The organism is Amycolatopsis saalfeldensis (assembly GCF_900110575.1).
GTDB lineage: Bacteria > Actinomycetota > Actinomycetes > Mycobacteriales > Pseudonocardiaceae > Amycolatopsis > Amycolatopsis saalfeldensis.
On record NZ_FOEF01000010.1, the window covers coordinates 286,574 to 311,883 of the forward strand.

General features: G+C 68.9%; 29 protein-coding genes and 1 pseudogene. 11 read left to right on the forward strand and 19 right to left on the reverse strand.

All coding sequences use genetic code 11. The features are described 5' to 3' along the window. Positions 1-269 precede the first annotated feature (269 nt). The 4 genes from BMY97_RS23640 to BMY97_RS23650 form a co-directional block, all read right to left on the reverse strand. A complete protein-coding gene (locus BMY97_RS23640) occupies positions 270-1,088 on the reverse strand; it encodes a protein kinase family protein (protein ID WP_091619742.1) in 819 nt (272 codons plus the stop codon). 66 nt (positions 1,089-1,154) lie between these two features. Further along, positions 1,155-1,325 (reverse strand): hypothetical protein, encoded by a 171-nt coding sequence (locus tag BMY97_RS47175; protein ID WP_177231515.1) that lies wholly within the window; start codon positions 1,323-1,325, stop codon positions 1,155-1,157. Positions 1,326-1,330: 5 nt separating this feature from the next. Continuing rightward, positions 1,331-2,440 (reverse strand): radical SAM protein, encoded by a 1,110-nt coding sequence (locus tag BMY97_RS23645; protein ID WP_091619745.1) that lies wholly within the window; start codon positions 2,438-2,440, stop codon positions 1,331-1,333. A gap of 31 nt (positions 2,441-2,471) precedes the next feature. Further along, the gene (locus BMY97_RS23650) at positions 2,472-3,350 is read right to left on the reverse strand and encodes a hypothetical protein (protein ID WP_091619748.1); all 879 of its coding nucleotides are present in this window, start codon (positions 3,348-3,350) and stop codon (positions 2,472-2,474) included. Between the two features lie 118 nt (positions 3,351-3,468). Here BMY97_RS23650 and BMY97_RS23655 point away from each other — a divergent pair, with 118 nt between their 5' ends. The 3 genes from BMY97_RS23655 (at position 3,469) to BMY97_RS23665 (ending at position 5,133) form a co-directional block, all read left to right on the forward strand. Then, positions 3,469-4,311 carry a helix-turn-helix domain-containing protein gene (locus BMY97_RS23655; protein ID WP_091619750.1) on the forward strand — a complete coding sequence of 281 codons (843 nt, stop codon included), beginning with the start codon at positions 3,469-3,471 and terminating at the stop codon, positions 4,309-4,311. Further along, positions 4,308-4,646, forward strand: a complete 339-nt coding sequence (locus BMY97_RS23660; protein WP_091619753.1) for a PPC domain-containing DNA-binding protein — start codon at positions 4,308-4,310, stop codon at positions 4,644-4,646. Before BMY97_RS23655 ends, BMY97_RS23660 begins: the two co-directional genes overlap by 4 nt. 265 nt (positions 4,647-4,911) lie before the next feature. Further along, entirely contained in the window at positions 4,912-5,133 is a 222-nt protein-coding gene (locus BMY97_RS23665; RefSeq protein WP_143086262.1) for a hypothetical protein, read from the forward strand. A gap of 100 nt (positions 5,134-5,233) precedes the next feature. Here BMY97_RS23665 and BMY97_RS23670 read toward each other — a convergent pair whose 3' ends face one another. The 8 genes from BMY97_RS23670 to BMY97_RS23705 form a co-directional block, all read right to left on the reverse strand. After that, a complete protein-coding gene (locus BMY97_RS23670) occupies positions 5,234-6,328 on the reverse strand; it encodes a hypothetical protein (protein WP_091619760.1) in 1,095 nt (364 codons plus the stop codon). 279 nt (positions 6,329-6,607) lie between these two features. Continuing rightward, positions 6,608-7,453, reverse strand: coding sequence for a hypothetical protein (locus tag BMY97_RS23675; protein WP_218156846.1), 846 nt, complete (start codon positions 7,451-7,453; stop codon positions 6,608-6,610). 186 nt (positions 7,454-7,639) lie between these two features. Further along, positions 7,640-7,942, reverse strand: a complete 303-nt coding sequence (locus BMY97_RS23680; protein WP_091619766.1) for a hypothetical protein — start codon at positions 7,940-7,942, stop codon at positions 7,640-7,642. A 159-nt stretch (positions 7,943-8,101) separates the two neighbouring features. Next, positions 8,102-8,617, reverse strand: a complete 516-nt coding sequence (locus BMY97_RS23685) for an NUDIX domain-containing protein (RefSeq protein ID WP_091619768.1) — start codon at positions 8,615-8,617, stop codon at positions 8,102-8,104. Between the two features lie 50 nt (positions 8,618-8,667). Beyond that, the gene (locus BMY97_RS23690; protein WP_091619771.1) at positions 8,668-9,270 is read right to left on the reverse strand and encodes an acyltransferase; all 603 of its coding nucleotides are present in this window, start codon (positions 9,268-9,270) and stop codon (positions 8,668-8,670) included. Then, positions 9,267-9,521 carry an acyl carrier protein gene (locus BMY97_RS23695; RefSeq protein ID WP_091619774.1) on the reverse strand — a complete coding sequence of 85 codons (255 nt, stop codon included), beginning with the start codon at positions 9,519-9,521 and terminating at the stop codon, positions 9,267-9,269. Before BMY97_RS23695 ends, BMY97_RS23690 begins: the two co-directional genes overlap by 4 nt. Continuing rightward, positions 9,440-10,936: an FAD-dependent oxidoreductase gene (locus BMY97_RS23700; protein ID WP_091619777.1), complete on the reverse strand. Its 1,497-nt coding sequence runs from the start codon at positions 10,934-10,936 to the stop codon at positions 9,440-9,442. Before BMY97_RS23700 ends, BMY97_RS23695 begins: the two co-directional genes overlap by 82 nt. Next, positions 10,933-11,835 carry a TauD/TfdA family dioxygenase gene (locus BMY97_RS23705; RefSeq protein WP_245787450.1) on the reverse strand — a complete coding sequence of 301 codons (903 nt, stop codon included), beginning with the start codon at positions 11,833-11,835 and terminating at the stop codon, positions 10,933-10,935. The genes BMY97_RS23700 and BMY97_RS23705 overlap by 4 nt, the downstream gene beginning before the upstream one ends. A gap of 184 nt (positions 11,836-12,019) precedes the next feature. On the opposite strand from BMY97_RS23705, the gene BMY97_RS23710 reads away from it, so the two are divergent. Further along, entirely contained in the window at positions 12,020-13,420 is a 1,401-nt protein-coding gene (locus BMY97_RS23710) for a helix-turn-helix domain-containing protein (protein WP_091619780.1), read from the forward strand. A gap of 740 nt (positions 13,421-14,160) precedes the next feature. After that, positions 14,161-14,838: a 2'-5' RNA ligase family protein gene (locus BMY97_RS23715; RefSeq protein WP_143086263.1), complete on the forward strand. Its 678-nt coding sequence runs from the start codon at positions 14,161-14,163 to the stop codon at positions 14,836-14,838. A 183-nt stretch (positions 14,839-15,021) separates the two neighbouring features. On the opposite strand, the gene BMY97_RS23720 is transcribed toward BMY97_RS23715, so the two are convergent. From BMY97_RS23720 to BMY97_RS23730, 3 genes are all read right to left on the reverse strand, one after another. Next, positions 15,022-15,465 carry a hypothetical protein gene (locus tag BMY97_RS23720; RefSeq protein ID WP_091619786.1) on the reverse strand — a complete coding sequence of 148 codons (444 nt, stop codon included), beginning with the start codon at positions 15,463-15,465 and terminating at the stop codon, positions 15,022-15,024. Positions 15,466-15,774: 309 nt separating this feature from the next. After that, on the reverse strand, positions 15,775-16,395 hold the full coding sequence (locus BMY97_RS23725; RefSeq protein ID WP_091619789.1) for a hypothetical protein: 621 nt from the start codon (positions 16,393-16,395) through the stop codon (positions 15,775-15,777). Positions 16,396-16,577: 182 nt separating this feature from the next. Then, the gene (locus BMY97_RS23730; protein WP_091619791.1) at positions 16,578-16,832 is read right to left on the reverse strand and encodes a hypothetical protein; all 255 of its coding nucleotides are present in this window, start codon (positions 16,830-16,832) and stop codon (positions 16,578-16,580) included. 1,669 nt (positions 16,833-18,501) lie between these two features. Between BMY97_RS23730 and BMY97_RS23735 the strand changes: the two genes are divergently transcribed. The 3 genes from BMY97_RS23735 (at position 18,502) to BMY97_RS23740 (ending at position 21,010) form a co-directional block, all read left to right on the forward strand. Further along, complete coding sequence (locus BMY97_RS23735) at positions 18,502-18,804, forward strand: hypothetical protein (RefSeq protein ID WP_143086264.1); 303 nt, start codon at positions 18,502-18,504, stop codon at positions 18,802-18,804. Positions 18,805-19,191: 387 nt separating this feature from the next. Continuing rightward, a complete protein-coding gene (locus BMY97_RS47180; RefSeq protein ID WP_177231516.1) occupies positions 19,192-19,365 on the forward strand; it encodes a hypothetical protein in 174 nt (57 codons plus the stop codon). 1,165 nt (positions 19,366-20,530) lie between these two features. Further along, positions 20,531-21,010, forward strand: coding sequence for a hypothetical protein (locus tag BMY97_RS23740; protein WP_143086265.1), 480 nt, complete (start codon positions 20,531-20,533; stop codon positions 21,008-21,010). A 47-nt stretch (positions 21,011-21,057) separates the two neighbouring features. Here BMY97_RS23740 and BMY97_RS47185 read toward each other — a convergent pair whose 3' ends face one another. Together BMY97_RS47185 and BMY97_RS49170 are read right to left on the reverse strand one after the other, a co-directional pair. Beyond that, entirely contained in the window at positions 21,058-21,207 is a 150-nt protein-coding gene (locus tag BMY97_RS47185; RefSeq protein WP_177231517.1) for a hypothetical protein, read from the reverse strand. A gap of 427 nt (positions 21,208-21,634) precedes the next feature. After that, a pseudogene (locus tag BMY97_RS49170) lies at positions 21,635-21,748 on the reverse strand (ATP-binding protein); the annotation flags it as partial. A 17-nt stretch (positions 21,749-21,765) separates the two neighbouring features. Here BMY97_RS49170 and BMY97_RS23755 point away from each other — a divergent pair. Next, complete coding sequence (locus tag BMY97_RS23755) at positions 21,766-22,257, forward strand: hypothetical protein (protein ID WP_091619801.1); 492 nt, start codon at positions 21,766-21,768, stop codon at positions 22,255-22,257. A gap of 856 nt (positions 22,258-23,113) precedes the next feature. On the opposite strand, the gene BMY97_RS23760 is transcribed toward BMY97_RS23755, so the two are convergent. Then, positions 23,114-23,779, reverse strand: a complete 666-nt coding sequence (locus BMY97_RS23760; RefSeq protein ID WP_091619804.1) for an NUDIX hydrolase — start codon at positions 23,777-23,779, stop codon at positions 23,114-23,116. A gap of 98 nt (positions 23,780-23,877) precedes the next feature. Here BMY97_RS23760 and BMY97_RS46105 point away from each other — a divergent pair, with 98 nt between their 5' ends. Together BMY97_RS46105 and BMY97_RS46110 are read left to right on the forward strand one after the other, a co-directional pair. Beyond that, on the forward strand, positions 23,878-24,189 hold the full coding sequence (locus tag BMY97_RS46105; protein ID WP_143086266.1) for a hypothetical protein: 312 nt from the start codon (positions 23,878-23,880) through the stop codon (positions 24,187-24,189). A 476-nt stretch (positions 24,190-24,665) separates the two neighbouring features. Then, the gene (locus BMY97_RS46110) at positions 24,666-25,007 is read left to right on the forward strand and encodes a hypothetical protein (protein ID WP_143086267.1); all 342 of its coding nucleotides are present in this window, start codon (positions 24,666-24,668) and stop codon (positions 25,005-25,007) included. Here the strand turns inward: BMY97_RS46110 and BMY97_RS23765 are convergent. Next, positions 25,004-25,310: transposase (locus tag BMY97_RS23765; RefSeq protein WP_143086268.1), on the reverse strand; the 307-nt coding region annotated here is incomplete at its 5' end. The genes BMY97_RS46110 and BMY97_RS23765 overlap by 4 nt on opposite strands.

Sequence of the window (25,310 nt, forward strand, 5' to 3'; positions counted from 1 at the left end):
GCCTGCTTCTCCGCGCACCAGGTGAGCCAGGAGCCGACGGCGGCGCGGTTGCGGTTCCAGGTCGCCGGTTTCGCTCCGCTCCATAGTGCGGTGAGCGCGTCGCCGATCCTCGATGTTGATCAGGCTATCGGATACTGGTCTATTATCCGGTAGATGCCGGGCGTCCGGTCAGGATGGCACCGTGGCATTGAGGTGTTCGTGCTGGAGAGCCAGGTCGCGGTACGGCAGGCTCACCACTGGGTGCGCGGCATAACAAGTGCGACACCTCCTTACGCGCTGGTGGCGCGTGGGCGCCGATGCTGGGACCAGTCCCAGGCTGCTTGTGCCATTTCCTTCGTCCAGGTGGTGGGGTTCGAGTTCGCGATCTCTGTCCACAGCCTTACGTTGGCGGCGGCGAACGCGTCTACGTGGTCGGGGTCGGACGCCTCGAAGGCCGGGACGCGGAAGGCGGTTAGCTCAGCCTCGCGAGGTGTGTGTCCGCCTGCTGCGATGAGCCGCAGGATCCAGCTCGCCGCGTCGAGCCATGGCGCGCTGAGCGTCGGCCAGGCCCAGTCGATCAGCCATGCCTGGTCGGCCGATACGAGGACGTTGTCCGGTGCCCAGTCGGAGTGGGCGAGGGTGTCGCCGGCGAACAGGGTTGCCTCCTCGGGGGTGGCGACGTAAGTTTTCCAGCGGTCCTCGGCCCGTTTGAACAGCGGGTCGCCGGGGATCTTGATCTTGCCGAGGGCGGTCATCAGGTGGACGAGCGCGTCGAGGTCCGGCGAGCCGGGGCGGTAGTCGGCGTGCCGTCCCTCCACGTACGCATAGCCCAGGACGGTCCAGCCCGCTTCGTTGAACTGCCACAGGAGCGCGGGGGAGATCCCCTGGACGAAGGGCGTCACGGCGGCCTCGCGGCTTTGCGTGATGACCCGCCGGTGGTCTGCGGGGATGCCCTTGACGAAGGTCGTCCCGCTCTCGGACCTGATGAACGCCGCGAGGGGTGAGTTCTCGCCGGCGGTCGCTGTCCGCGCCTCCAGAATGCGACCGGTGCGGGCCTCGACGGCCCAGGTGAGGGCGGCCGGCAGATCGGTCCAAGCAGTGCGTTGCATGTGTGCATCCTCGACAGGCTCTGGGGACCTGGCAAGTTTGCCAGGTCCCCAGAGCCTGTCGAGCGCCTATTGGTACGGCTGGTCGCTGCTGCTACTGCACGCGCACATCACCAGCAGGTCGTCCGTCTCGCCGACGAACTGAACGGCGTCGGGATCCAGTGCAGCGGTCAGGTCGGGCGTCTCCTCCTCGTCCTCGTCGGGCGGACGGCGGGTCAATTCGATCGCGACAGCGGTCATGGGCACTACCTCTCTGTGTGCTGGCAGTACTGGGCGAGTGGTGCCTGTGCCTTGCGGTACAGCTCCGCCATGGGCGGGCAGGTCCCGCAGGTCTTGGAGAGCCCACATCCGGCGCACCCGCCGTGGCGGGCGGTGAGGCGGTCGCCGATCTCCGCCAGGCGCTTGAGGCCACGGGCCCCTTCAGCCATCAGGTCCACCTGGCTCTCCCGGCCGATCTTGCAGATGGACGCCCTCCCGTGCGGGTCGCAGTGGAAGTGCGTGACGCCGGCGTTGCATCCGGTGTACGGGGCGCGGGTGCGCAGAACCTCGGTGGCCTGGCTAGGCAGGACCTCGCCGCCGCCGTAGATGGTCGGGGTGATGTTCGTGTACTCGAAGCGCTCGATGCCGTACCGGTCGGCGAAGGCGTTCATCTGCGGGATCTCGTGCTCATTGCGCTTGGTGATCACGAGATTGAGGCGCATCGGCAACCCGGCCTCGTGGGCCGCAGCGACGCCGCGGGTGAACCGCTTGAACGATCCTTTGCGCCGGGTGAGCCCGTCGTACGATTCCTCGGTGGCCCCGTACATGCTCAAGGTCAACCGGTAGGGGCGGCGCTCGGTCAGCAGTTCCAGCGTCTTCGTACGGGACAGGCGCGAGCCGTTGGAAGAGATCTGGATCATCATGCCCAGGTCGTAGGCGAAGGCGTGCGTCTGGGCGAACAGGGGATCGATGAGCGGTTCGCCTCCGGTGAGCTGAAGCCACAGCACGCCGGCCTGCGCCATGATGGTGAGCAGCCGCTCGCGGCCTTCCCATTCCATTCCGGCGAACGTCTTCTCGGCCAGGTAGCAGTGCTCGCAGTCGTAGTTGCAGCCGAGGTTGAGCTCGTAGCTCGCGCGTGCGTAGCCGTACTCGGACTCCGGGCGGACTCGGACCGTGTCTCCGATGGACAGAACTGCGACGTCAACCCTCCATCCGTTGCGCGCCGCGTCGGCCAGCCAGCTGGGCACCGGGTCGTTGGGGTCGGCGTCTTGCAGCTCGGTGTACCGGTCGGCGCCGATCCGGATTCCTCCGTTGCGGCCCGGACTCACGACGATGTGGCCGTGCGGATACGGACTGGCGATGAGCTGGTGATTCACGTGGTGCCTCCCGGAAGCTGAAGGAGCTCTCTCAAGACCGTTGTGCGAGGAGCCTGTCCGTGTGGCGGTGGAGTAAAGGGGCGAGCGCGGCGTCGTCGGGCAGGTGGGTCAGGTTCCTGATGATGACGGCCGCAGCGACGAGCTGTGCGTACCGGCCGGTGGGGCTGTCGAGCAGGTCGGCGAACGTCTCGTGTATTCGGCGGGCGATTGACGGCACTGCGAGGGATGTCAGGTAGAGGTACCCGATGCCGTAGCCCCGTACCGCGACGCCCCAGTGCTCCCAGTCGATGATGGTCAGATTCGGCGCGCTGATGTTGCCCCAGGTCAGATCGATGTGCTCGGTCCCGAACTCGGGGGCGATCCCCACGGGATGCGAACACCCGTAGGTGGCGTTCAGCAGGTAGCCGTACTGCTCGGCATCGTGGACTCGAAACCGCCGCTCCGTCGCCGCCTCGGACAGGGCGTCCAGCGAGGAGCGCAGATCCCCCATCCAGGACGCCGCCAGCGTCGGCGGCTCCTGCAGGAAGCGGCTGCGCGAGGCGACCGGGTCGCTGACGAAGGTCAGAAGTTCGCCGCTGACCGGGACGGGAGTCGGTCCATTGGTGGTCCACTCAGTGCGCGCCAGCAGTGCGGGCTTGCAGATGCCCTTCAGCGTGCCCGCCTCGGCGGTGCCGCGCCACGCCTCGGCGTCCATGGTGTTCTCCAGGAAGGCGCTCACCCGAAGCCAAACCCGCACGCCTTCGAAGAAGGCTGGTGATCCGGTGGCGCTCCAGCGGTAGACGCGCCCTGTGCGGGACAGCTCCGCGCCCAGGCGCTCGCCGGCCTGTTCGAGCAGCTCCAACTGCCAGGCTTCCCAGTCTGCGACACGGGCGGGCAGCCATCGGACGCCGGGCCTTGGGCTCACCAGCATGGGAGTCCTCCCTTCCGGACTGCTCGGATCGGGCACTGCGGGGTGAATCCGGTCCGGAAAACAGTCTCGTTCCGGCATACGGGCCGCCCGTGGCCAAGGGGGTGGCCAAACTGGGAGGATGGCTTTCGGGGATCTGATCCGTGATCTACGTTCGGCCCGCGGGTGGTCGCAGGACGACCTCGCCCGCGCATTGTCCGACCGCGCCCAGCCGGCCTCGCTCACCCGTGAGGAGGTCTCCCGCTGGGAGAACGGCAAGCGCACCCCCCGCCGTTTCTGGCTGGGCCACCTGGCGGCCGTCCTGGATACCCCGCTGGCCACGCTGGAGAGGGAGAAATCACCCGTGCGGCGCAGGGAATTCCTCCTCGGGGCCTCCACCCTGGCCCTGAACGAATCAGCTGACGACAGCGAGGCGCGCACCGCCGCGTCGATAGCGGAATGCATCGCGTCCGGCGACGGACACCCCCTGGCCACCGTCCAGACCACCCACAAGACCGATCTGATCATCTGGCTCCTCGTGCAGACGGATCGCGTCTCGATGCTGCACCTGCGGCACTGGCTCACCGACGGCGCCACCCCGATCCTGCGGGTCAACGCGGCCGGCATCCTGGCGAAGTCGCACGACGAGAACGCGGTGGACGCCGTTGCCGCAGCCCTGGAACGCGACACCGAGACCCGCGCCCTGTACCGGACAGCGGTAGCCGCACGGGTCTTGCACCTCCCGTGGGGGCAGGCTGCGGACTTCGAACCCAGCCGGGCGAACCCTCGCCAGATCGCGGCACTCGCCCGCGAACTGGGCAACCGACGCGACGCCGGTGCCCGATGGTGCAGCGCCTCCATGCTCGGACAGGTCGCGTTCCGCCACCCCGCCGCCGCCACCGCGCTTACCAGCGCACTGCACACCGAGCCCAGCCGCGAGACCCTGCGTCACATCGCACTGGCCACGACAGAAGGAATCCAATGATCGTCATCGAGATCAAGGATGCGGACCTGGTCGAGGAGATCCGTCGCCAAGCCGCAGATGCCGGGGTGCGCAACGGCGTGATTGTCTCCCTCATCGGCGCTGTCGACCGCTTCACCGTCTCCACCATGCCATCGGCGGACCCGTCCGCCGACACCATCACCGCCTACGACCTGCCAGGCGAGATCACCAGTGCCGTCGGCGACATCCGCAACGGCACCGTGCACCTGCACGCCGGCTTCGGAGTCGAAGGCGACCGGGTCATCGGCGGGCACCTGCACGCCGCCACCGTTGGCCACTGGTTCGCCAGGGCCTACGTGCAACCCGTCCAGGAGTAAGGCCAACGTCGCATTCAGATGCCTGACCAGGACTCCAGCCACTCACAATCAACTTCCGGCGGCCCGGTAGCGGCCGCCGGAAGCGCTGCAACGACCGCAACGACGCCTTCTCCCCGGCGGCGGTCAGCTCGGCAACCTTCGCCCGCTCCCGCTCGGCCAGCTTCAACTGCTGCTCCGCCCGGGTGCGCTGAGGGAACGCTTCGAACGTGACCACGCCGCCCAGCAACCGCCGGACCAGCACCTGGCAGTCGCCCTGCTCGCGTTGGTGCGAGAGAAGCTCCTTCAGCCGTTCCCCGACAAAAGCGACGACCTCACCCACACCGACCTGGCCCGCATCAACCTCGACCCCACCTACCTGATCAGCCGCCACGTCGCGATCTACGCGCCGCGCAACCGCAGCGACCTGCAGATCCACCCCGACGTCCTGTTCGCACTCCGGCTCACCGACAAACCCAGCTCCGACAGTCCGCCACGCGCGCGGAAATGACTCCCACAACCCGTGCTACTCGCCTCACCCGTCGTCTTCGCTTACCAGGGCCGTATCGGCGAGGCTGCCTTCCAGATCGGCTCGCTTGCGGCAGGAGTGGTCAGCATTGTTTCGGCCCAGGCTGGTGTCCGGTGATAATCCAGCCTTTACCGATTGTGGTGAGGATGAAGACACCCAGGGCGGGTCCGCCTTTGACACTGAACAGGCACGAGTCCAAGGTGACCTGATGAAGTTCCGGTGAGCCTTTCAGGTACTGGCCTGTCGCGATGCAGTCGCCGACATTCAGGCCTGCGACAAGACGTTGCGCCTCCGGAGATTGGTCTCCGGCCAAGTCTCCGCAAATACCTTCCTCGACGTTTCCGATGAAGTTATTGTAGGCGCCGTGATCGGTGACCTGTGACTCAATTCCTTCCACTGCGCTATTGCAGTCTTTGAATCCGACATCTCGGAGGAACGCACTCTCACCTTGAGGCGACATGAGGAGACATGCATTGTAAGGATCGCCCGCGCTGCGATTTTCCCGCTTGCTGGATGCTATCCAGTAGTAGAAATGCAACAATGTGTCATAAGGCGCTGCTGTCGGCAGGTGGTCGTAGTTACGGGTTGCTGGAGAGCCGCCGGAAGGCAGGCCTGCGGGGGCGCGGCCGACGTTGCCTCCGGCGCTGTCTGTCTGTGCAGGTCCCGCGGCTTGTACGCACGGCGAGTCGCCGATCTGGGCGCCGATGGCTCCGGCGCCGACGAGGAGCGCGATCAGGGCCAGGGCGGCGAAGACGAGGCCGCCGGTGCCGATCTTCAGGGTGTGCTTGGAGTTGTTGATGTCGCGGGCAGCGACCTGGCTGTTCCTGAGCCTGGAGTCGCTGATCTGGATGTGCGCTCCCGTCCAGCGCTGCGCCGAGACACTCGCCACGGCGGGCAGGAGCGCGGCCAGTTGCTCGGCGAAGCCTGGGTCGGCGACCGCGATGTCCTGCAGCACCGCCGCGACCATCCGCTGTCGCTCCGGCGCCTGCGGCTCTTCCTGCAGGTTCTCCAGGGCCGCCGTGCCTGAAGCGGTCCCGCGCAGCCGCGGCTCGATCACCCCGTAGAGCCGCTCCGCGGCCCCGTCCTTGACCTTGTCGGCGACCTTTCCCGCGATGGCCGCGAGGTAGCCTCCGGCGGCCGCGGCGGCCTGCGCTGCCAGGTCAGCAAGGTTGTCCACGTCATTCCCTCCCCGAAACCCGGTACTCAACCAGGCACGGCGAGTGATGGTACGCCGGCCGCGCTCAGCGAAAGCGCGGTTTCGGGCAACCTCCAGCACAGGTGGCTGGGCTGGCCTGGTGACCTCTCCGTTCCTGCTCGACGCCGGCGACCACTAGATGTGCTGGGCCGGATCATTGGTAACACCACTCTCGGGAGGGGGCGGGAAGGATGTCCACGATGTTGACGATGTCAGCCGCGATCGACGGCTGCCCTCGCTGATCGTCGCCGAGCAGCGCGATCAGGCCGGTGCGGTCCCCGTTGCACGCAGGGTCCGCAGCTGCGCCAGGGACAACTCCCGCGTCCGGTCCGACACGGGCGAGGACGTCCAGTCGGTCAGGTGACGATTCGCCGTCACCTGGCTCGTGTCCGGGGTGACGTCGTGACCGTCGGAGGCCACGATCTTCTCGATCATCGCGGCGAACTTCCCGGGCCCGCCGCCGCCGTAGCCGACGCTGTAGCCCGCGCCAGTCTTCTCGGGCAGGAAATATAGCTCGCCGCGGTCGTTGCGCAGCCACATAACGCCAGCGTCCTGATCGATGATCAACCGCTCCAGCACCTGGCCCTCGGGCAGCGACAACGGCGAGAACGTCCAGTAGGTCCAGGTCTCGATGTTCCCGGTCACCGTGCGGTAGTGCTGTTTCACCACCGGCATCCAGGTGAGCGGATCGTAGAAGGTCGTCAGGCACAGGCAGCCGTCGCCGGCGACCGCCGACTGCGACTCGGGGTCGTCGAAGACGCAGGAACTCCATAGCCGCGGGGCGTCGTCGTTGGAGACCAGCGCCATGTGAAGTGGGGTCGGCTCGGTGTCCTGCAACCGACCAATCCATTCCTGCGTGTACCGGCTGGAATCGCGCAGTTGCTGGGTGGCGTTGAGCGCAGCACCCCACAGTTTCGGCGTTTCGCTGTAGAGCACGAAGTCGAACCATCCCCGCTGCGGATCGTAGGTCAGGTTCAATTCTCGCTCAGGCTGGTAGGTCATCAGTTGGGAGTCCCTTCCGTGGTCGATTCCGCTAGCGTCCCATCCGTCCCCGGCAAAGAGAGTCGGCAGCCCCGAGATAAAGGGGACTCCAGCCGATCGGCGCAACCGCGATCACGGTAAGGTCAGCCGCCGAATTCGGGACGCGTCGTCAATCTGCGAGGCCGCCGCGGGGGGTGCCCGCCGCCTGTGTCCGGCAAGGTCGACTCGAACCTGGACGCACGCCTCGTGCGGTCCTGCACCGGCTCGTCGGCGACACCGACGAACTGCCCCCGAGGCCCGATCGCCGTTGACTCACTGCCGTTTCGGCCGGTGCTCCCCGTAGTAGCGGCGGGCGGCCGTCTCGTCCGCGCTGATCCAGTGGCGTTCGCCGGCGACGGCGCCCTCGCCGCGGTACCACCAGCCGGTGACCACGTCGAACAGGACGCGGATCGTGCTGTCGGCCAGGGTGACGTCGTGGCGAACGAGTGCGGCGGTCTCGCCGCTGCTGATCCCGTCCTCCTCGGCCTCGTCGATCGTCGTCGCCTGGTGCTCGGTCGCGGTGAACAGCGGCTGCCACGTCGCGCGGTCGCGGATCTCCGGGTTGCCGGCCCACAACCACCAGGCTGATCACCTCTTCGGCGGCCGCGTGACATTTCATCGACGTATCTCAGCTGACCGAACCAGCCGGTTCTTCACGTCGTGTAGCGGTCCTTGCCCGACCGGGCTGCCCGGGGGCGAGCACCGCAGGACGCTCGGCAGTGTGCCCTTGACGTGTCAGGGGGCGTCGTCGTGCGCGAGTGGATCGAAGCCGTTCTCGAGGTACGCAGTCTGGCCGGTGTCCAGGGCGTCGAGGCACCCGGCGACACGTCGCGCCAGGTGCGGCCGGAGCATGGCCGCGCTCTCCTCGCGGGTGGCGAACTTCGAGCATTTCAACTCACCGTCGGCCAGGCGCAGCGAGGCGATCTGGTTGTCGTCGAGGATTCCGCCGTCGAACAGGCTGTTCGTCAGGGCGGGGCGGCCGTCGGGCTGTGGCGGAACCCAGTCCACGGCCAGCAGCCGGCCGGGTAGCAGGTCGAACCCGAGTTCTTCCTTGATCTCGCGGCGCGCCCCCGCCCACGGGGATTCGCCTTCGTCGAGTGCGCCGCCGGGGATCTCCCACGGCTCGGCGCCGTAGTTCGGCTCGACGAGCAGGACGCGGCCCTCGGTGTCGCGGAAGATGACGCCCGCACCCGCGATCTGTTTGGGCAGGGTGGCGTAGTACTCGGCGGGCGGTGGCCATACCTGGGTCATGCGCGGCGACGCTACCCAGCCCGCCGAGTCCGCCGGTGACCGGCGTCGCGTTACGGACCGGGTTGCACTTCGTTCAGCAGGTCGGCGACCAGTTCGTAGGTTCGGGCGCACCGCGGGCACCGCATCCGGTCGGCGAGGGTAGCCGCGCAGCGGCAGACCCAGCCGATCGCACGGGCCGGATTGCCTAGGACCAGGGCGTGCGCGGGAACGTCGCGCAGGACGACAGCGCCGATCCCGACCATGGCGTAGGGCCCGATCTCAACGCCGGGCGCGACGCGCGCCCCGGCGCCGATGGTGGCGCCGCGGCGCACGATGACCGGCGTCGACGTCCAGTCGCCGGGGCCTTGGCGCTGCCCGTCCGGGCGGGTGGCCCGGGGCGCGCGGTCTTCGGTGAGCACGGCCTGCGGGCTGATCATGACGCCGTCGTCGAGCTGCGCGCCGAACACGTCGGCGTGGTTGCCGATTTTGACGTTGTCGCCGATGCGTGACCCGGAGCCGACGTAGCAGCTTGTGCCCAGCGTGCAGCCGGACCCGATCTCGACGTCGTCGGCGACGTGGGCCTGGTGCCATACGCGGGTGCCGGCGCCAATCCGCGCGCCGGAGGCGACGTGGGCGCTCGGCTCGGCGAGGGGATAGTCGGCGCTGGCGGTCATGGCGTGCCTTCCGGGTTGGCGGTGAGGTGGTCGATCAGGTCGCCGAGCGTCCCGGCGGTGGCCAGCACCAGGTCCGGGACGGTCCGGCCGGTGGCGCGCTCGATGGCGACGGCGAGCGCGATGCGGTCGAGCGAATCGAAACCGAGTCCGTCGAGCTGGTGCTCCCGGGTCAGGTCGCCGGAACGGTGGCTTCGGAGACTGGCTGCGGCGATGAAGACCGTGGTGGCGGGATCGACGGTGTGATCGGGCATGGGCGGGCCTCCGGGCGTTCGGCGAGGGCGAGCAGGGACGGCAGCACTTCGACGACTGGGGCCTGGGCGAACAGCCGGACCGCCGCGGCCCCGATCGGGTCGCGGGTGGCCAAGACGGCAGGCAGCGTGGAGGCGAGCAGCGTCGCGAGCTGCCGCTGGCCGGCGCCACCGGAGCGGGCGCCCGGCCCGGCGAGGTGGTCGGCGAGGCCGCGCAGTGTCGCCGGGGTCAGCAGGTCGCTCAGCGGTGGGGCGGGCATCAGGCGATCGGCGCGGTAGGGGTGGCAGGCCAGGGAGCCGGGTTCGGTGATCTCGTCGGCGACGAGGTCGGCCAGCAGCGGCGCGAGCAGCACACCGCACCGGTAGGTCGCGGTGGCCAGCAGGACACGCGGGTCGGCGGTCGGCCCGACCAGCGGCAGATGGTCGAGGGTGTAGGGCCGGTAGCCGACCTGCGTGTCCAGCAGCTCGGCGCCGGCGAGCCGGTGCTCGATGACGCGGGTGGCGTCGCCGATCAGCACGGCGATCTCGTCCAGCGTCGCCGCGCCGTCGAGCTTCGGGGCGAGGGTGAGCCGGTTGGTCGCGCCGAGGTAGACCGTCCCGTCTCCGCGCGGCACGAGGTGGGTGCCGCATGTGAACGCCGCATTCGGGGTGCGGACGGTGTGCTCGACGGTGAGCGGGGTGCCGAGCACCATGCTGACGCCGCGCCCGGCCAGCACCGGCGGCACCCCAAGCTCGCGGCGTTGCTCGCCCAGCAGCGCCGGAATCCCGGCGCCCGCGGCCAGCACGACCCGCCCGCACGCCACGGGCGTGCCGTCCGCGCACTGCAACCGGACCGCCGTCCGGTCCGGGGTCACGCTGCCGACCGGCGAGTCGTACCAGTGGGCGTTGCGGTGCCTGGTCACGGCCGCGCCGAGGGTGCCCAGCAGGCGGGTGATGTCGAGGCTCGGCTCGGTCGGCAGCCACAGCGCGGTTCCCGGCGTGGCCTCGGGCCGTAGTCCGTCGACGCCGGCGCCGTGGTGAAGTTCGGCGGGGTGGGTCGCTGAGCGGGCGGCCCGCGCGATCGCGGCCACGTCGTCGCGTTCGGCGTCGGCAGCCACGACCCACGTGCCCGCGACCAGCGGAACCAGCGGCTCACCGGACGCGGCGGCGAGTCCGTCCAGCCACGCCGGGTACCGGGCGAAGCTCCTCAGCCGCTGGCTGACCTCCAGCTCGACCCGCTCTTCGGGCTGGCTGGCGTCAACCTCGGAGAACAGGGACAGCATCGCGCCCGCCGCTGCGCTGGCCTGCCCCGGCGCCGAGGAGGGGCGCGGCGCGAGCACCGTGACGGTGAGCCCGCGGGCGAGCAGTGCGTGCGCGGCCGCGAGCCCGATCACCCCGGTGCCGACCACGGCGACGTCGACCGTGCGTCGCCCGGTCACGCCGCGCTTCGCAGACCCGGCACCTGGTGCACCGGGGCGGCCGCGTCGAGCCGGGCCTTGGCCTGGCACAGCAACCGCCGTGCCGACGGCGCGAGGTTGTCCTGGCGGCCGAGGGCGGTGCGGCCGTGCGCGACGCGGCGCTGGTCGGCGATCAGCAGTTCCCCGCGGCGCAGCAGCACCCGCTGCGTCGTGAGGTGCAGCAGCGACGCGAAGCGTTCGAGCACCGGGCGGTGCCCGGTGTTGCGCTGGTCGGTCAGCAGCTTCCCGGCCCATCTGATCCACGTGTCCCCGGGTCGCCCGTCCTCGAGGATGGGGAACGGCAGCAGCGGCTCGCCGACTCCGTGCAGCTGCTCGGCGCGGCCCTCGAAGAACACCGGGCGCCGCAGGACGTCGCGATTGTCGTCGGCGAGCAGGACCGCGGCCGCGCGCAGATCGGCGAGGATCGAGTGCCCGCCGCCGGCGGGATCGGGGCGCAGCATGAGCAGGCTGGTGTAGTCCGGCGGCGCGGTCACGTTCGGCGCGTCGATGTGCAGGGCCTGGGCGGCGACTCCGCCGAAGCTGCTCGGGTCACGCTCGGGCCCGGACAAGCCGTCCAGCCAGAGCCCGCGGCCGCCGTCGATGGAGAAGAACGGCACACCGACCCCGGCCAGCGCGCCCGCGGCCGCGCGGCGGAGCAACTCGTCGGACAGCTCCTCCGGGAATGCCGCGATCGCCCAGCCGTGGAGAGTGAGCCGGTCGGCGAGGCTGTGCACCAGCGCGGCGCCGGCGGCACGCAGGATGGCGCGGGCGGCCTCCACGCGGGGCGCGGCCCAGGCGTGGCCGTCCATGCTCAAGTCGTTCTCGGCCAGCGCGGTGGCCAGGCTGGGGGCGACGGGGACGCGGTGCCGGGGGTGTGTCACGACGGTCTCCCTTTCAACGGTGCTCGATCGGAGCGGGGAGCTTCATGGAACGCGCGGGACCGGCCTGTGCGGCAGGGGCGTGTGCGGGACGGGCAACGGAGTTGCGGAACTGTCAAAACGCAAGGTGCACGTTCGGGCTGTCGCTCAGGGTGGTTGGTGAGGGACGATCGGTGAGGAGGTTCCGATGGACGCGTTGCACCCGTTCTGGTCGTCGCCCGAGGTCCTGCGCGCTGCCGCCGACGGCCGCTACGGTCTGCTCGCGCGGGCCGTGCGCGAAGCCCGGCACCAGACGTTGGCGCAGGTCGCGGCTCGATGTCACCTGTCGGTGAGCACCTTGTCGAGGATGGAAACCGGGCAGCGCAAGCTCATCGACGTGCGCTACCTGCGGACCCTGTCCGACGTCCTCGCGATCCCGCCGCACCTGTTCGGGCTGGCCCCCGTCGTGACCGGCGCGGCAGAAACGCACGATCGTGCCTGGCCGGTTACTGTCGGCGCAACTACCTCCGGCGAACAGGGCGGTGACGAGGCGATGCGGCGACGACAGGTTCTCGCGGGGCTGGTCGGCTTCACGATCGCCGGGGCGCTGCCCGGGACCGCCCGCGCGGCCTCCGCCGAGGAATCGCTGGAGGCGCTGCTGCTCGCGAAGTCGACGCTTCCGGCGACGCCCGTGCCGCTGGTGACGCTGCACCTGGCGCTGGAGCAGGCGCAGCAGGCGTTTGAGCGCTGCGAGTACAGCGAGCTCACCGGCGCGTTGCCCCGGCTCATCGCCGCCGCCCACGCCAGCCGCGACGCCGCCGCCGGCCAGCTGCGGGAGCGGATGTCCGCGGCCCTGGCCCGCGCGTACCTGCTCGGCTCGGAGCTGGCGACCAAGCGGCACCGCGACACCGTCGCCCGCGTCGCCGCCGACCGGTCCCACGCGGCCGCCGAAGAAAGCGGCGACCTGCTGACGATCGCGGCCAGCTCCCGCACCATGGCCATCGCGATGCGCCGCGACGCCCTCGGCGCCCCCGAGCGGATCGAACGGGACGCCGGGCTGACCGGCGCGATCACCATGCTCACCAAGACCGCGCTCGACCTCGGGGCTGATCACGGCGATCCGCAGGCGCCGCTGCTGGCGACCTACGGATCTCTGCTGTGCGCCGCGAGCTACTCCGCCGCCCAGAACGGCAACACCGCCCAAGCCGTCAGCCTCATCGAGGAAGCCGAGCACGCCGCACGCCGGCTACCCGGAACCGTAGGCGGGACCGGCACCGCCCAGTTCAGCGAGACAACCGTCGCGGTCTACCGGATCGGGGTGCACACCGCTCTCGGCGACTCGGCCAAGGCCCTGAGTTACTTCGCCTCCGTCGTGCCCGGCCGCCTGCCAACCGCCGAACGCCGGGCGCGTTCCTATGTGGACGGTGCGCGAGCGTGGAAGGACCACGGCAACCTCGACCAGGCCAGCAGCGCGTTGAACATGGCCTTCGCCTGCGCGCCACAGGAAATCCAGCGGCCCTCGGTCCGGGACCTGATCACCACCATGCTCGACACGCCCGGCCGGACGTCCGCCGACCTCCCGGCGCTGGCAGCCCACGCCGGGCTCTGACGACGAACACCGGGACCCCGCCGAGTACCGGGGACGCCCTATCCCGCACCCGCACGGCACCAGCACCATCAGCCAACCAGCCGGCCGAGGTCAGATCGGGGCGCCGATGGCGGCTAAGGCGCCGTCGAGCGCAGGTAACTAGCCGCTCAGCCCGGAGGGAGCCGTCGCGGTGCGGCTGTCGTAAGCGCGACCCAGTCGCGCACGACAACGTGGTGGTCGCGCACGAGGCAAAGGCGATCTCAACGTACCTGACCCCGTGCAGCTACAGGCCGATGTCCTCGGCGAACATCTCCAGCGCCTCCGACACGGTCATCGCACCTTCGGCATGGCCGCCGAAACCCGGCCGCCCACCGCGCTCGCCGGACGGGTCGGTTGATGATCTGCTCGTCGCGGAGGCGGGCCCCGCTGGACGACGTCGACGACGTCCTCAACGTGGCGACCGTAGCCGACTTCGAACTGGCTCCCGAACGGCATGCTGCGATCGCGGACATCGGCGAGACCTGCAGAGCGCTCACGGGATCCCTTGCGTCATCCGGATACGAGCGGCCGGGCCTCCGAGGGGGAGGGGAAGCCCGGCCACAATCGTTGACACGCCCATGGATGGCGGAAACGTGCCCTGACCCTGTGATACCTGATGATCATATTCGCCGGGGGCGGTTGCTCAGCAGTCACTCGATCGGGTCACTCGAGCCACCGGATCGACTGTGGCCGGTACTTGTAGGGCCGTGGAGAATTTCTTCGTGGGCGACTGGCTGTGGCCGCCGGGACATCGTGAGCTGCAACTGATCCTCGTGCCCGATCTGGAGCATGATCGCGGGCTGGCCCAGCTCGTCACCGCGTGCCGCAAGCTCCTCGCCGGGTACCCGGCGACGGATCGGCCGCTGCCCGACGAGTGCTTGCACATGACGCTCCAGCCGATCCACCACGGCCGGCACGCCGACGCCATCGACGCGGCGACCCGCAGAACCTTGATCACCGAGCTGGGCAAGGTTTTCGCTGCGACTCCCGCGTTCACGATGCTCATCGGCTCCGTGCTCGCCCACGGCCGAAGTGCGGTCGCGGACGCGGACGACGTCGAGCAGTTCGATGCCCTGCTCGACGAGGCGCGGCGCGTGATCGCCGAGGTGTGCGGGCCGGACGCGGTGGCCTACGACACCCGTCCGGCGCACATGGCGATCGCGTACGCATCGGCCACGCAGGCCAGCGACTCCGTGCAGGGTCGCCTCCGCCGGGAGGTGCGGCCGAGTTACGCGCCGATGACGGTGAAATCCGTCGCGCTGGTCGAGGTCGAGCAGGACCCCGCGCAGTGTGCCTTCCGCTGGAGGCTGCTGCATCAGTTCTACCTCGCCGACCCGTCGAGCAGTATGGATGGATCCTGCCAACGGCAGGGCTCTCCTACTGTGTGTACGGCCTGGTGACCCGGCGCCGCTCCAGCGTCCCTGAACGTGACCAGGAAACCCCGGCGTGCGGATGGCTCGGTGGCATCAGGCGGTGGTGCTTCGGTGGTCCATGCCGAAGAGCGACTGCGCTACGCGCGCCAGCAGTACCTCTCGTCCGGAGGGGCGCCGGCGATCGTGAACACCTTTGCTGTCCGCCGGAGTTTAGAACTGGGCCTTGCCGTGGATGATGTCTTCGCAGCACATGAACTCGTCGCCGTTGAGGGTGTCGACCAGTACCCGCAGGCCGTCGCGGATGCCCATCCACCCGGCGTCGGTGTAGTCCTTCCCGCACAGGCAGCGCACTGGGGGTTCCGTCAAGTGCCCGGTGCGCAGCGCCTCCAGCGCCCGGTCGCGGGTAGTCCGCGGTGTGCTGCCGTGCCCGCATCGGCACCACGCCTGCCATTTCCTACCGGACGAGGTGAGCCCCTCAATCCGGTGCACGACGTGTTTCGGGCGCGGCTCCGGCATTCTCCCGTCGCCGTCGAAGCCGGGCCAGGTGGTCAAGGCCTGGCGATCTTGGTCGAGATCGGCGTGGGTCAGGCCGTGCCTGGACAGGAACGCGGTCAGCCGGGTGCGGGCCATGCCCGCCTCGTGCGGGCTGGCCATCCGGCTGGCAGCACCTGGCCGGTAGCAAGGAACGGGCGCGCGCCACGAGCCGGGCCCGGTCGGCCGGCTCGTGGTCGTCGGCGGTCATGGACGGGCTTCTCCTTGAAAGTAGGCCTGCCGGGTCCTTCGGCGCGCGGGTAGCAGGTAAGTGCGTCACCCGCGAGCGGTCGCTCACCGGCGCGAGAACGCTCGATACCGCCGCGCGCGGTGTGCCCTCCTGGCCCAGTTCCGACGGCATCGCCGGTCAGGTCGTGCCCAGGCATCCGGTCACGACCTGACCAGGCTAGAGCTGCAAGTATCCGGGCGGGTTCATCCCTCGGGCCCGGTGGTCAGCAGCTCTACGACGGCAGACAGCCGCTCGGGGTGGATTCCAGCGTAGGTTTCCAGCGCGTGCCACCACGTCCTCGCTGCCCCGCGGCCTCCGTCGCACCGGCCGGCGTGGATTCCCCGGGCTCGCCGCGGGTGCGAGCCGGTATCGACGGGCAGGTACTGGTACCGGCCCAGCAAGTCGTCGAGCAGGTCGGCGGGCACACCGAGCTGCCCGGTGATCGCGTCCTCGAGCGCCTGCTGCGCGGTGATGTCGAGCCGCTCGGCCGCTTCGTGCACGGTCATCCCTGCCGCGGCAGGCGTGAGCCGGCTCGGGGCCGTGTCGATCGCGTCGAGCAGGTCACCAGCCCGGCCCAGCGCCGCGGAGATGGTGTCGAGCCGGGCCCGGACACGGGCCGCCGGCCAAGGCTCGGGGTCTCCGCGCGAGTAGTCGAAATCGTCGGACTGGAGGTGTCCGATGTAGACGGTGTCGGGCAGGGCGTAGGCGTCGATGCCCTCGGCCAGGTCCAGGGCCGCGGCGATGAGAAGCTCCCGCGCGTCCCGATGGACATCGTGGGTGCGCATGGACAGGTCCCGGCGGGCCCTCTGCAGCCGGCTGCTCATGCGCGCTCCCGGTCAGTGCTCTGGCCGCCGGCAATCCGCGGATTGCTGGCGGGGCATGTCTGGTCACGCATGGTTCCGCCCTCGTCCTGGTCCACCAGGGACTCCCTTCGGGTCTTTGTGCATGGTCGGAATGATCAGAACGGCGGGGTGCCCGGCCCCGGTGGTTGCGGAGGCCTGGCGGGTTAGAGCTGCAGGTACTCGGGCAGGCTCATCCCGGCCCCGCCGGCGGCGTCGGTGAGGTACTCGATCACGGTCAGGGGCTCGGGCTCGCGGGCGTCGTCGGCGGCCAGGGCCTCGGCGTCGAGGTCGAAGAGGTCGGCGTGGTCGGCGACGGGGGCGTCCCACGGGATCCGGGCGCCGGTTCCGGGGTCGTAGCCGGCGGGGTCCAGGCCGTGCTCGGGCACCAGGTCGATCGGGGTGCGGACGAGGGTGCTCATCGGTACTCCACAGGTCTGCAGGGCCCGCGGGTTGCGGATCCTCACCCCCGCACACCGCGGGGAAAACACGACCGGGGCGCCGGTGCGGCGAGGTCAGGCCGTGGCGGCGGTGACGCCGATGGCCCAGTCCTCGGCGCCGTCGCGGGCCTGGGCCAGCAGGACCAGGCTGCCGTGCGCCCGCACCGCGTCGAGCCAGGACGTGACGGTGTTGATCTCGCCCTCGTAGAACGTGCTGACCCGGCATTGAGGCAGGCCGCGTAGTAGAAGCCGGGGAAGTTCCGCTGGCGCTTGTACACCGGGAACGACCGCACCGGCGCGGCACGATCGAACGGCGCGGACACCGCGTCACCGAGCGGCATCCGCACCTCCCCATTCCGCTCGTCCACGAATCCGACCTCGAAACCTGTAGTCCTGCCACCGCGGCCGCCGCGCATCGCACGCAGCCCAGTCCCCGCCACCCGGCGCTCCCGTCCCTCGACCAACGAAGGACGCGATTTTGGCAGAGCCTCTTGCATCACTTTCGTGAGACCCGCATCAGGTAGCACGCGACGCGCATCAGGTTCGCCGCGTCCGCATCAAGTCGGCTGAGACAGCATATTCAGCCGACGACGCCCCCATCTAGAGCCCATCGAGCTCCGCTACAAAAGAGGCCTTTCGTAGCGGACTGACATCAGGTGGGATGCGACGATCGATCTTGACTTGGCAATGATCCCGTTGCGCCCCAACAGGTTCGATGGCGCCGGGAGCGACCCGGCGCTCCCGGAGAAGTGCACGCTCGGTCCGCGCGGACGGTGTTTCCAACGCTGGTCCCGACAGCCGGTCTGATGCTGGCTTCCTCGGCCGGCGGCATGCATCGTGTCTGCGGCGCCGGTAAGCGCGGCCCGACCCGGCGGCCCAGCTTCGGCAGTTGAGGGCATCTGCCGGGTACGGGTCTTGATCGCCGAGGCATACCTGAGACCATGCATGAACCTGGCCAACCTGTGGCAGGACGACTCTTCGGGCCACTGCGACGAACTGATCGCGGGAGGAGGACCGCAGATGCCTAGCAGATGAAACGGATTGAGGAGATTCCCTGTGAGGACAGGCAAAAGCGGTGCGGGTTACGCGGCCGCCGTGGTCGCGGCGCTGGCCAGCGAGTTCCCCGACCTGGCCAGCGCGACAACAGCCGGTGTCGTCCGGGATGCGGTCACCCGCTACGCCGCCCGCCCGGGCCCTGCGTTCGGGGTGGCCTTCGACGGCAACGCCGACTGGCGAGTCCAAGGCGAGCACCGCACATCCTCCCGGATGCGCCTCACCTGCTCCAAGCTCCGTCCGACGTCCGACGTCCGACGACAGGGAACGGGAACAGAGCATCAACCAGGCGCTAGCGCGGCTTCCCGCGCAGTGCTGGACAGCGCTGAAGGCTGCGGTGTTCGGGAACAGGTTCGGGAGGCGCCGTGTCTGCCGGTATGAGTGACGATGACGCAACTGGTGCCGGGGATCGGCTGCGTCAGCTTGTTCGGGTGGAGGCCAAGGTGCACCGTGGCCTGTTTCCGCACCGCGTGGGCTGGAAGCACTCCACATTCGCGGACCTCGTGCTGGAACTCGGCATCGAATTCCAGCCGGTGGACTGGCCAGGAGGGGCGATGCCAAGGGCCGCCGGGGCGATGCTTCATCAACGAGACCGAGTATGCCGACGCTACTTGGAGCAACCTACGTCGAAGGATACGTGCTGACCCGGAACGTCCCGTTCGCGATCGAGCACGCCTGGTGCAGCACCCGGGCCGGGGACGCGATCGATCCCTCCATCCCTGACGGCGGAGCCCTGGCCTACCTCGGTGTCGCGGTGGCGCCGGACTACCAGCGGGCACAACAAATCCTCCGCGGCAGCACGGCGGTGTTCACCTCGGACGATGTTTTCTGTCAGTACAACGAGGACGCCCTCTCCGACGGAGTGCCCTCTGACGCGCTCGTCATCGTCCCGACGCCCTGAGGATCGGCACGCCACCTGGACTATGGCCGGCGGCGTTGAGTTCACGCCAGACCGGCGAGGAACCCAGCGGAATCGCTCGCGACTACTGGCGTGTTCCACCACGTCCACCTCCGCACACCGTTACCAGCCGAACCCGTCCCACCCCGCAATCCGCCATGCGCACCCAGCGGCAGGGCTGCCGAGTCCACCCGGCTTGCAGATCTCGTCCCGGCTGTAGTCTCTGTCGCATGCCAGTCTGGTCGCGCTCCGCAAGGTCCGCGATGTGCTGAGGAGGTGCTGATGCCGCGGCGTCGACGGTCTGAGCACGCTTCCAGGGTAGACTGCGTCGAGGTCCGAGACCTTCGCAATGAGGGGGCGAGCAAGGTGCCTACGAATGCTGATGAACGGGTGCGCATCATCGAGTACGGGCACTACAGCGGCTCGCCATACACATTGGCCGGCACCTGGAGTCGCGAGGACGCCGAGCGCTACGTCGGCCTCGAAACCGCCGAAGCAGCCTTGGCAGGCCGACGCGAACGATTCGACATCGTTCCCGCTACCGGGACATCAAGTTCTGACTGATCTGCCGTAGCCCGATCGACCTGGGCTCAGCCGAACACACCCGCCAGAACGGTGCGTCGCGCCAGTCCCCCTCGATCCGCGCGTGCCGCGGGACATGGATCGTCCCCGCATCAATCCCGACCCGACTGACCCGACTCACCCGAGGAGATCTCGGCAGCGAACACCTGCGTGGTCACGCCGGAAGGTCAGCGCCGCAACGGTTTGAGCGCCTTTCCATCGCGGTGACGAGATGAAGCGGTTGTTGTCGCTCGTCCGGTCCGCCTCGGACGATGACCCGTCCACCAGGACGGCGGACGGGTCATCGAGTTGAACGCAACATGCGAGACCTGCCTGGTCAGATTTCCAGGTTGGGCTTCGGCCGATACTCGACCTCTCGTCAGTCCCGCGTGCTGGGAACTTCGGTCCGGGTTTGTCGAACCATGCGAGGACATCGATCGCGCTGCCAACCGTCGCGATCCGCCAGTGGATGGCGCGCTAGTCGTGCCCGGCAAGGAAGTCACGGCGAACGGGAACGGACTCGCCGCGCCTGCACCCGCACGTAGGCGAATCGAGCGGTGAGCCGAAGTAACTGATGGGGTTGCGGCTACGTGTGACCGGAGAAGCCGTTCCCCACGTATTCGTCATGCACGGGGTGCCCGGCAGACAGGATCGTGCCCTGAAGGGCGCGGTGGCAGTCGTCAACGCGTTCGTCCCGTCCGGGTGGAGCCGCGAACCGCGTCGATCCCGATGGCGAGCCGAACCAGGCCGACGGCGCCGAACAGCCCTCACGTTCGCGGTCAGCCCGCTCCCCGAGAACCCACCTGCCACGGTTGCTGTTGCGTTGCCCGCCTGCGCAGCCCGGCCACGCATCCACCGGCGGCTCGGGCCGCGACTCCCCCAGCCGATGACGCGACCACATCCACGAACTCGAGCTCGTGCCCCAGAACCCCGTCGGGACCGTAGCCGGCTGTCCCGCACCCGAGACCGGGCGCCGAGCCGGCGCGTCAACTCGGACCACTGTCCACCCGGAATTACTCCGATCGGGTGACATTAGGTAGTGGACTATGCAGAGTTGGCGACCTGGGCCGATCTCGGGGCGACCCTGATCAGGGCCATGGCACAAACTTGCCGCGCAACCGATCGGCACTGGTCGACAGCGTGCGTCCTCCGCGACAGGCTGTGCCGCATGACCGACCAACCTCGACAGCCAGACGACCTCGCTATGGCTGTCGCCATGACCTGGGGGATCTGGTCCGGCACCACGGACAACGAGCTGGACGAGATCGCCTCCCAACTCCTTACCTCCCTGACCGAGCTGCGGGATGAGCTGCCCGACGCACCGGTCCCGGACATCCTGGGAATAGATGCAGACCTGACAGACAAAGACGGCTGGCGCCGGGAGACCGTGATCTACCGGGACGGTGCGCTGGCCGCGAAGGACTTGGTGCTGCTGATCAGCGCCCGGCCAGATGAGTGGCCGGAGATGATGCAGCAGGCATTGGTGTCGCATACCCGCCGACATGGACGTCCGGTCCTGGTGGCCATGGTGGACGCGCTGACACGCCTGGCCGCACCGGCGCTCGGTGTGATCGCGTCCGAGAACGGCAAGCAGCTGTCCCAACTCCTGGAGGAATCCCTGCCGTGGCTCCAACCCCGCCGACTGTGACCGGCAAGACGACCACTACCACTGCAGTACTGACCGCCGTGCACGAGCTAGAGCCAGGACTCCCGCACCGCTGGCGCGGTGACCGCGCGGGCGTCGGCGTGACACCTCAGCGCCGGCCGTTCGGTCGCCATCAGCACCAGCATGGCCAGCGTCAGCAGCCCGAACGGGATCAGTCCGTCAGGTGCCACCGTGGACATCTGCCGCCACCATCGGAAGCCACTCGACCGCGGGCCGCCGCAGTGCTGCAGCCCAGCTGTGCCACCAGTTGCAGCAGCGACGGGGCTGATGGGGACGACGGGCCTGCACGGGTGGCCGGCGCGGTCGATCTCGTGGCAAGCCGCGGCGATGCCCTCGCGCTGGTGGGAAAAGCAAAGGCGGGACGTGGCCTGGCGGCCAGTCGCGATCAACACGTCCCAGCGGATCGGGAAGGTCGTGCAGGGCACGTCCCAGCTCGGGTCGTGCGAGGCTGGAGACATGCGTGTTCACCGCCCTGCGGAGCTTGTCCGATGTGGACTACTGGGTGCGGAGCCGGTGTGAGGGGCTGTCGATGCCGACGACGGTGACGCGGTGCAACAGGCGGCCCAGCGTCGCGGCGGCGACGGTCGCGATACCGAAAGCTGTCCCTCAGCCGCCGTTCCCGACGTTGGTGGTCAGGATCGTGGAGTTCTTGAGGTAGCGTTGGTTGATCACCTGGAACAACGCTGAGGTGCCATCGCGGGGCACCGGCAGGTAGCCGAGTCCGTCCGGGAGTACCGATGAATGAGCCTGTCGACCAGGAGGCCGCGCGGCTGCGCGGCGAGCTCGTGGGCCGGCAGGACGGGGCCACGCTGCTGTATCAGGCCTGGGTAGCCCGCAGGATCACTCGCGACGGCCTCCGCGATCTGCTCCCCGACGCATGGACCCGGGCCGATCCCTCACCGGAAATGGTCATCGGCGCCACGTCCTGGGTAGAGATGTTCCGCGAGGCAGGCCGGCTGCTGCTGCCCACCAACTATCCGGCGCTGCCTGACATGCTGACGATCTATCGCGGCGCGATCCACCACCGTCGGCGAGGCATGGCTTGGACAACCGACTGCCACAAGGCCGCTCAGTTCCGTCGCCGACGCGAACAGACCGAGCGCACACCGGCATTTCTCTTCCGGGCAGAAGTGGCGCTTGAGGCGGTACTGGCCGCGTTCAACACCCGCGGTGAGCGCGAGATCGTCGTCGACCCGAGCTTCCTCAAGCGAATCGACCGACTCGACTGATCCGCCCCGTGGCGTCCGGGCTGACGCCGCGCAGTGGGCCGCGATCAATCACGCGTTGCACGACACTGACCGGCATCACCGGCTGCTCAGGGCAGTCGTCCTTCACTTCCCGCATCGAGTCCGGTGCGCGACCTGTTGTCCTTATCGGGCTGGGCCCGCAACCACACGGTCAGGTCAGGGGCGACGTCGCGCGCCCCACTCGGCGCGGTAGTCAGGGTGGCTTGACCACCGTGCGGCCACAAGGTACTGAAACGGTGAAGGCGGATGCGCTCGATCGCGCTCTGTCGGATACAGATCCGAGATTGCGGCTCTATCCGCGAGCGTCGCGCTACCCGCCTGGATTCTCGCGTTTAGGCTTTCCCACTCGTCATCGAGTCGAGCATCGATGAACGCGAATAGTTCGTCATCCACACTCCGATGCTACCGGTCCGTTAAGGTCCTGGCGGGCACCGGCCAGCAGTACCAGGCCCGGCCGTTTCACGACAACACCGGCGCTCACTCTGCGACGACCGGGCACGCCGCAGATGCACCGAACGACGCCCGTAGAGCAAGCCCCTACCACCTACGCCGAACAGGGCGCCTGACGTGCCAATCTGCCGAGTGGACGGAACGCGCCGCCCCACACGACAGTAGACCTTGCCGCGTTTGCACACGATCGTCTCTGGCAGCACCATCGGCCTGGCCGCGGTCTGCTCCATGCAAGCGTCGATGTCAGCCAACGAGCAGTGCGGCAGCAGCGACCGCGACATTGCCAGCGTCTCGGCCCAGTCCGGGCGCAGCGGTTCCGGTTTGGAAACCCTCGCTGGACAGGCGACTGCTGCGGAACCCGCGTCGGACCCGTGCGGGCCCTGGGTGCTTACCAGAACAGGTAGTCACGTTCGCCGGCGCAGTAGCGCCGGGCGGCGATGACCATTCTGAGGAAGATCCGGTCGCTGTCGGCGCGTACGTAGCTGGTGACGAGGTTCGCGGTGGCGAGCCGGGCGTCGCCGGCCTCGATGCCGCAGGGCCCGCGGCGGCTCCAGCGCGCGGGCACCACGTCGGTGCGGCCGTCGGCGAGCTGGATCGCGTCCTCGATGGTGACCTCGACCAGGCCGGCCACTTCGGGGTCGGCCAGCGGAATGTCCTCGATCTGGCGCTCGAGTGGGATGAGGTGCCAGTACTGGAATTCCCGCTCGACCCGGCCACCGGGGAGGGTGGCTGCGGTCTGGCGGATGCCGAGGTAGTGCAGCTGGGCGTAGGTCAGGTCCAGGCCCAGTTCCTCCCGGACTTCGCGCACGTCGGCGGGATCCTCGCCGGCGAGCAGGTGCCCGCCGACGGTGAAGTCGACGGCCGGCACCGCAGGCGGGCCGCCGGGGACACGGTCAGCGGCCTTGACCTGCAGCAGGATCGTGCCACGGGCGGGGGCGACGGCCAGCGCAGACAGCACGCGGTGCCACAGGCCCTCGCGGTGGGCGGCCTTCTTGTCCACGACCTGGCCGGTGGGCTCGTTGAGGTCGGTGACGACGTCGATCAGCTCGGGCATGAGGGGGTGGGTCCTTTCCGGGTCACGCGGTGAGCGTAGGGGGCGTGCGGTCCCAGTAGACGGTGTTGGCCTGGTAGTAGCTGCGCGGGTCGCCGACCGTGACCGCCCGCGCTTACGCCGTCGATGGTGTGAGAGGCCGGCCCTCCGGTGCTATCTGGACAGCGCTGGTCGAACCGGATCGGCTGCTCGCCCGCAACCGGGACCGCGACGAGTTCGAATATGTCGTCGACACCGCCGGCCTCACGATCGAGCCGGTCCGGCGGCGCTGTCGGGTCGCAGTGCCCGAGTGCCGCGGCCGCGCGATGGAAGGCGTGGAACCCGTCGGCTTGCCGTCCCTGCATGTCCGGGTGTTCTCGGAGCCGGGTGAAGGCCGCTGCTGGTCAGATCGGCCAGCAGCGGCCTGCGGTTGACCAACATCATGTGCGCCAGAGACACCGGCAGGCGGGACCGGTCGTAGGTGCCGTGGCGGTCGTCGTCGTAGCGGCAGCCCTAGCCAGCCAGGATCTCGCCGACCCTGTTGACCGCGGTGTCCACCACGTCGCGGCCGAAGATCCGCAGGCCAGCGAGACGCGGTTGAACAACCCCAGCAGACCGCCGACGACGGTAGGGACAGTGATGACCTCGTCGATACCGTAGACTGTACTTGCTGCTACAGCTAACTGTAATTACAAGTATAGTATCCTGTCGTGAAGCGGATAGGGAGCTGACTGTGTCAGGCGTTTCATCAGTGCCTGCGTGGCAGGCTCCGTTACGTCATGCTCTGGACGAGATCGATCATGAGAGAACTGAAAGATTGCCGGTGCGGCGAGCCGAAGCGGTGGAGCGGGCGGTAGCGATGGCCGGCCGGGGCGGCCGGGCAGCAGTTGCCCGGTTTCTCGGTGTCAGCGTGAACGCGATCGACAAGGCATTGCAGCTGGCCCGCAGTCGCACCGCGGTCGCGGCGCCGTCGCTGCCGCCGGGAACATTTCGGCGACTGCTGGAGGCTGAGGTGCACGAGGTCGCGCCGCTGACTCGGTCACAATGGGAGGCGCTGGCGTGGCTGGTTCGCGGGATTGCGTTCGACCCGACGTGGATCAACGAACCTGGTGTGCTGCTATCCGATGAGGTCGAGGACGCTGACCTGGACACGCGTGTCGGTCCGTCATCGATCGCAGCGGCCTGCCGGAGTTGGAGTCGGCCCTGTCATGATTTCCGTGTAAGCCACGGACGATTTCTTCTTCTATTCTAGTGGAGTGGGAGTCGGTCTGGGAAGAGTGCGGCGAGGGTGTTTAGTGCTTGTTTCCAGCCTCGGGTGCCGGTTCCCGATGGTCCGCCTCGGTTGCTGGTGATGTTGCGGAGTCCGAGGTAGAGCAGTTTTGCCGCGGCGGTGTCGCTGTCGAAGTGGCCGCGGTTCTTGGTGATTTTGCGGAGCTGGAAGTTGATGTTCTCGATCAGGTTTGTGGTGTAGACGATCCTGCGGAGTTCGGGTGGATAGTCGAGGAACGGGGTGAAGTCGTTCCATGCGTGCCGCCAGACCTTGATGGCGGCGGGG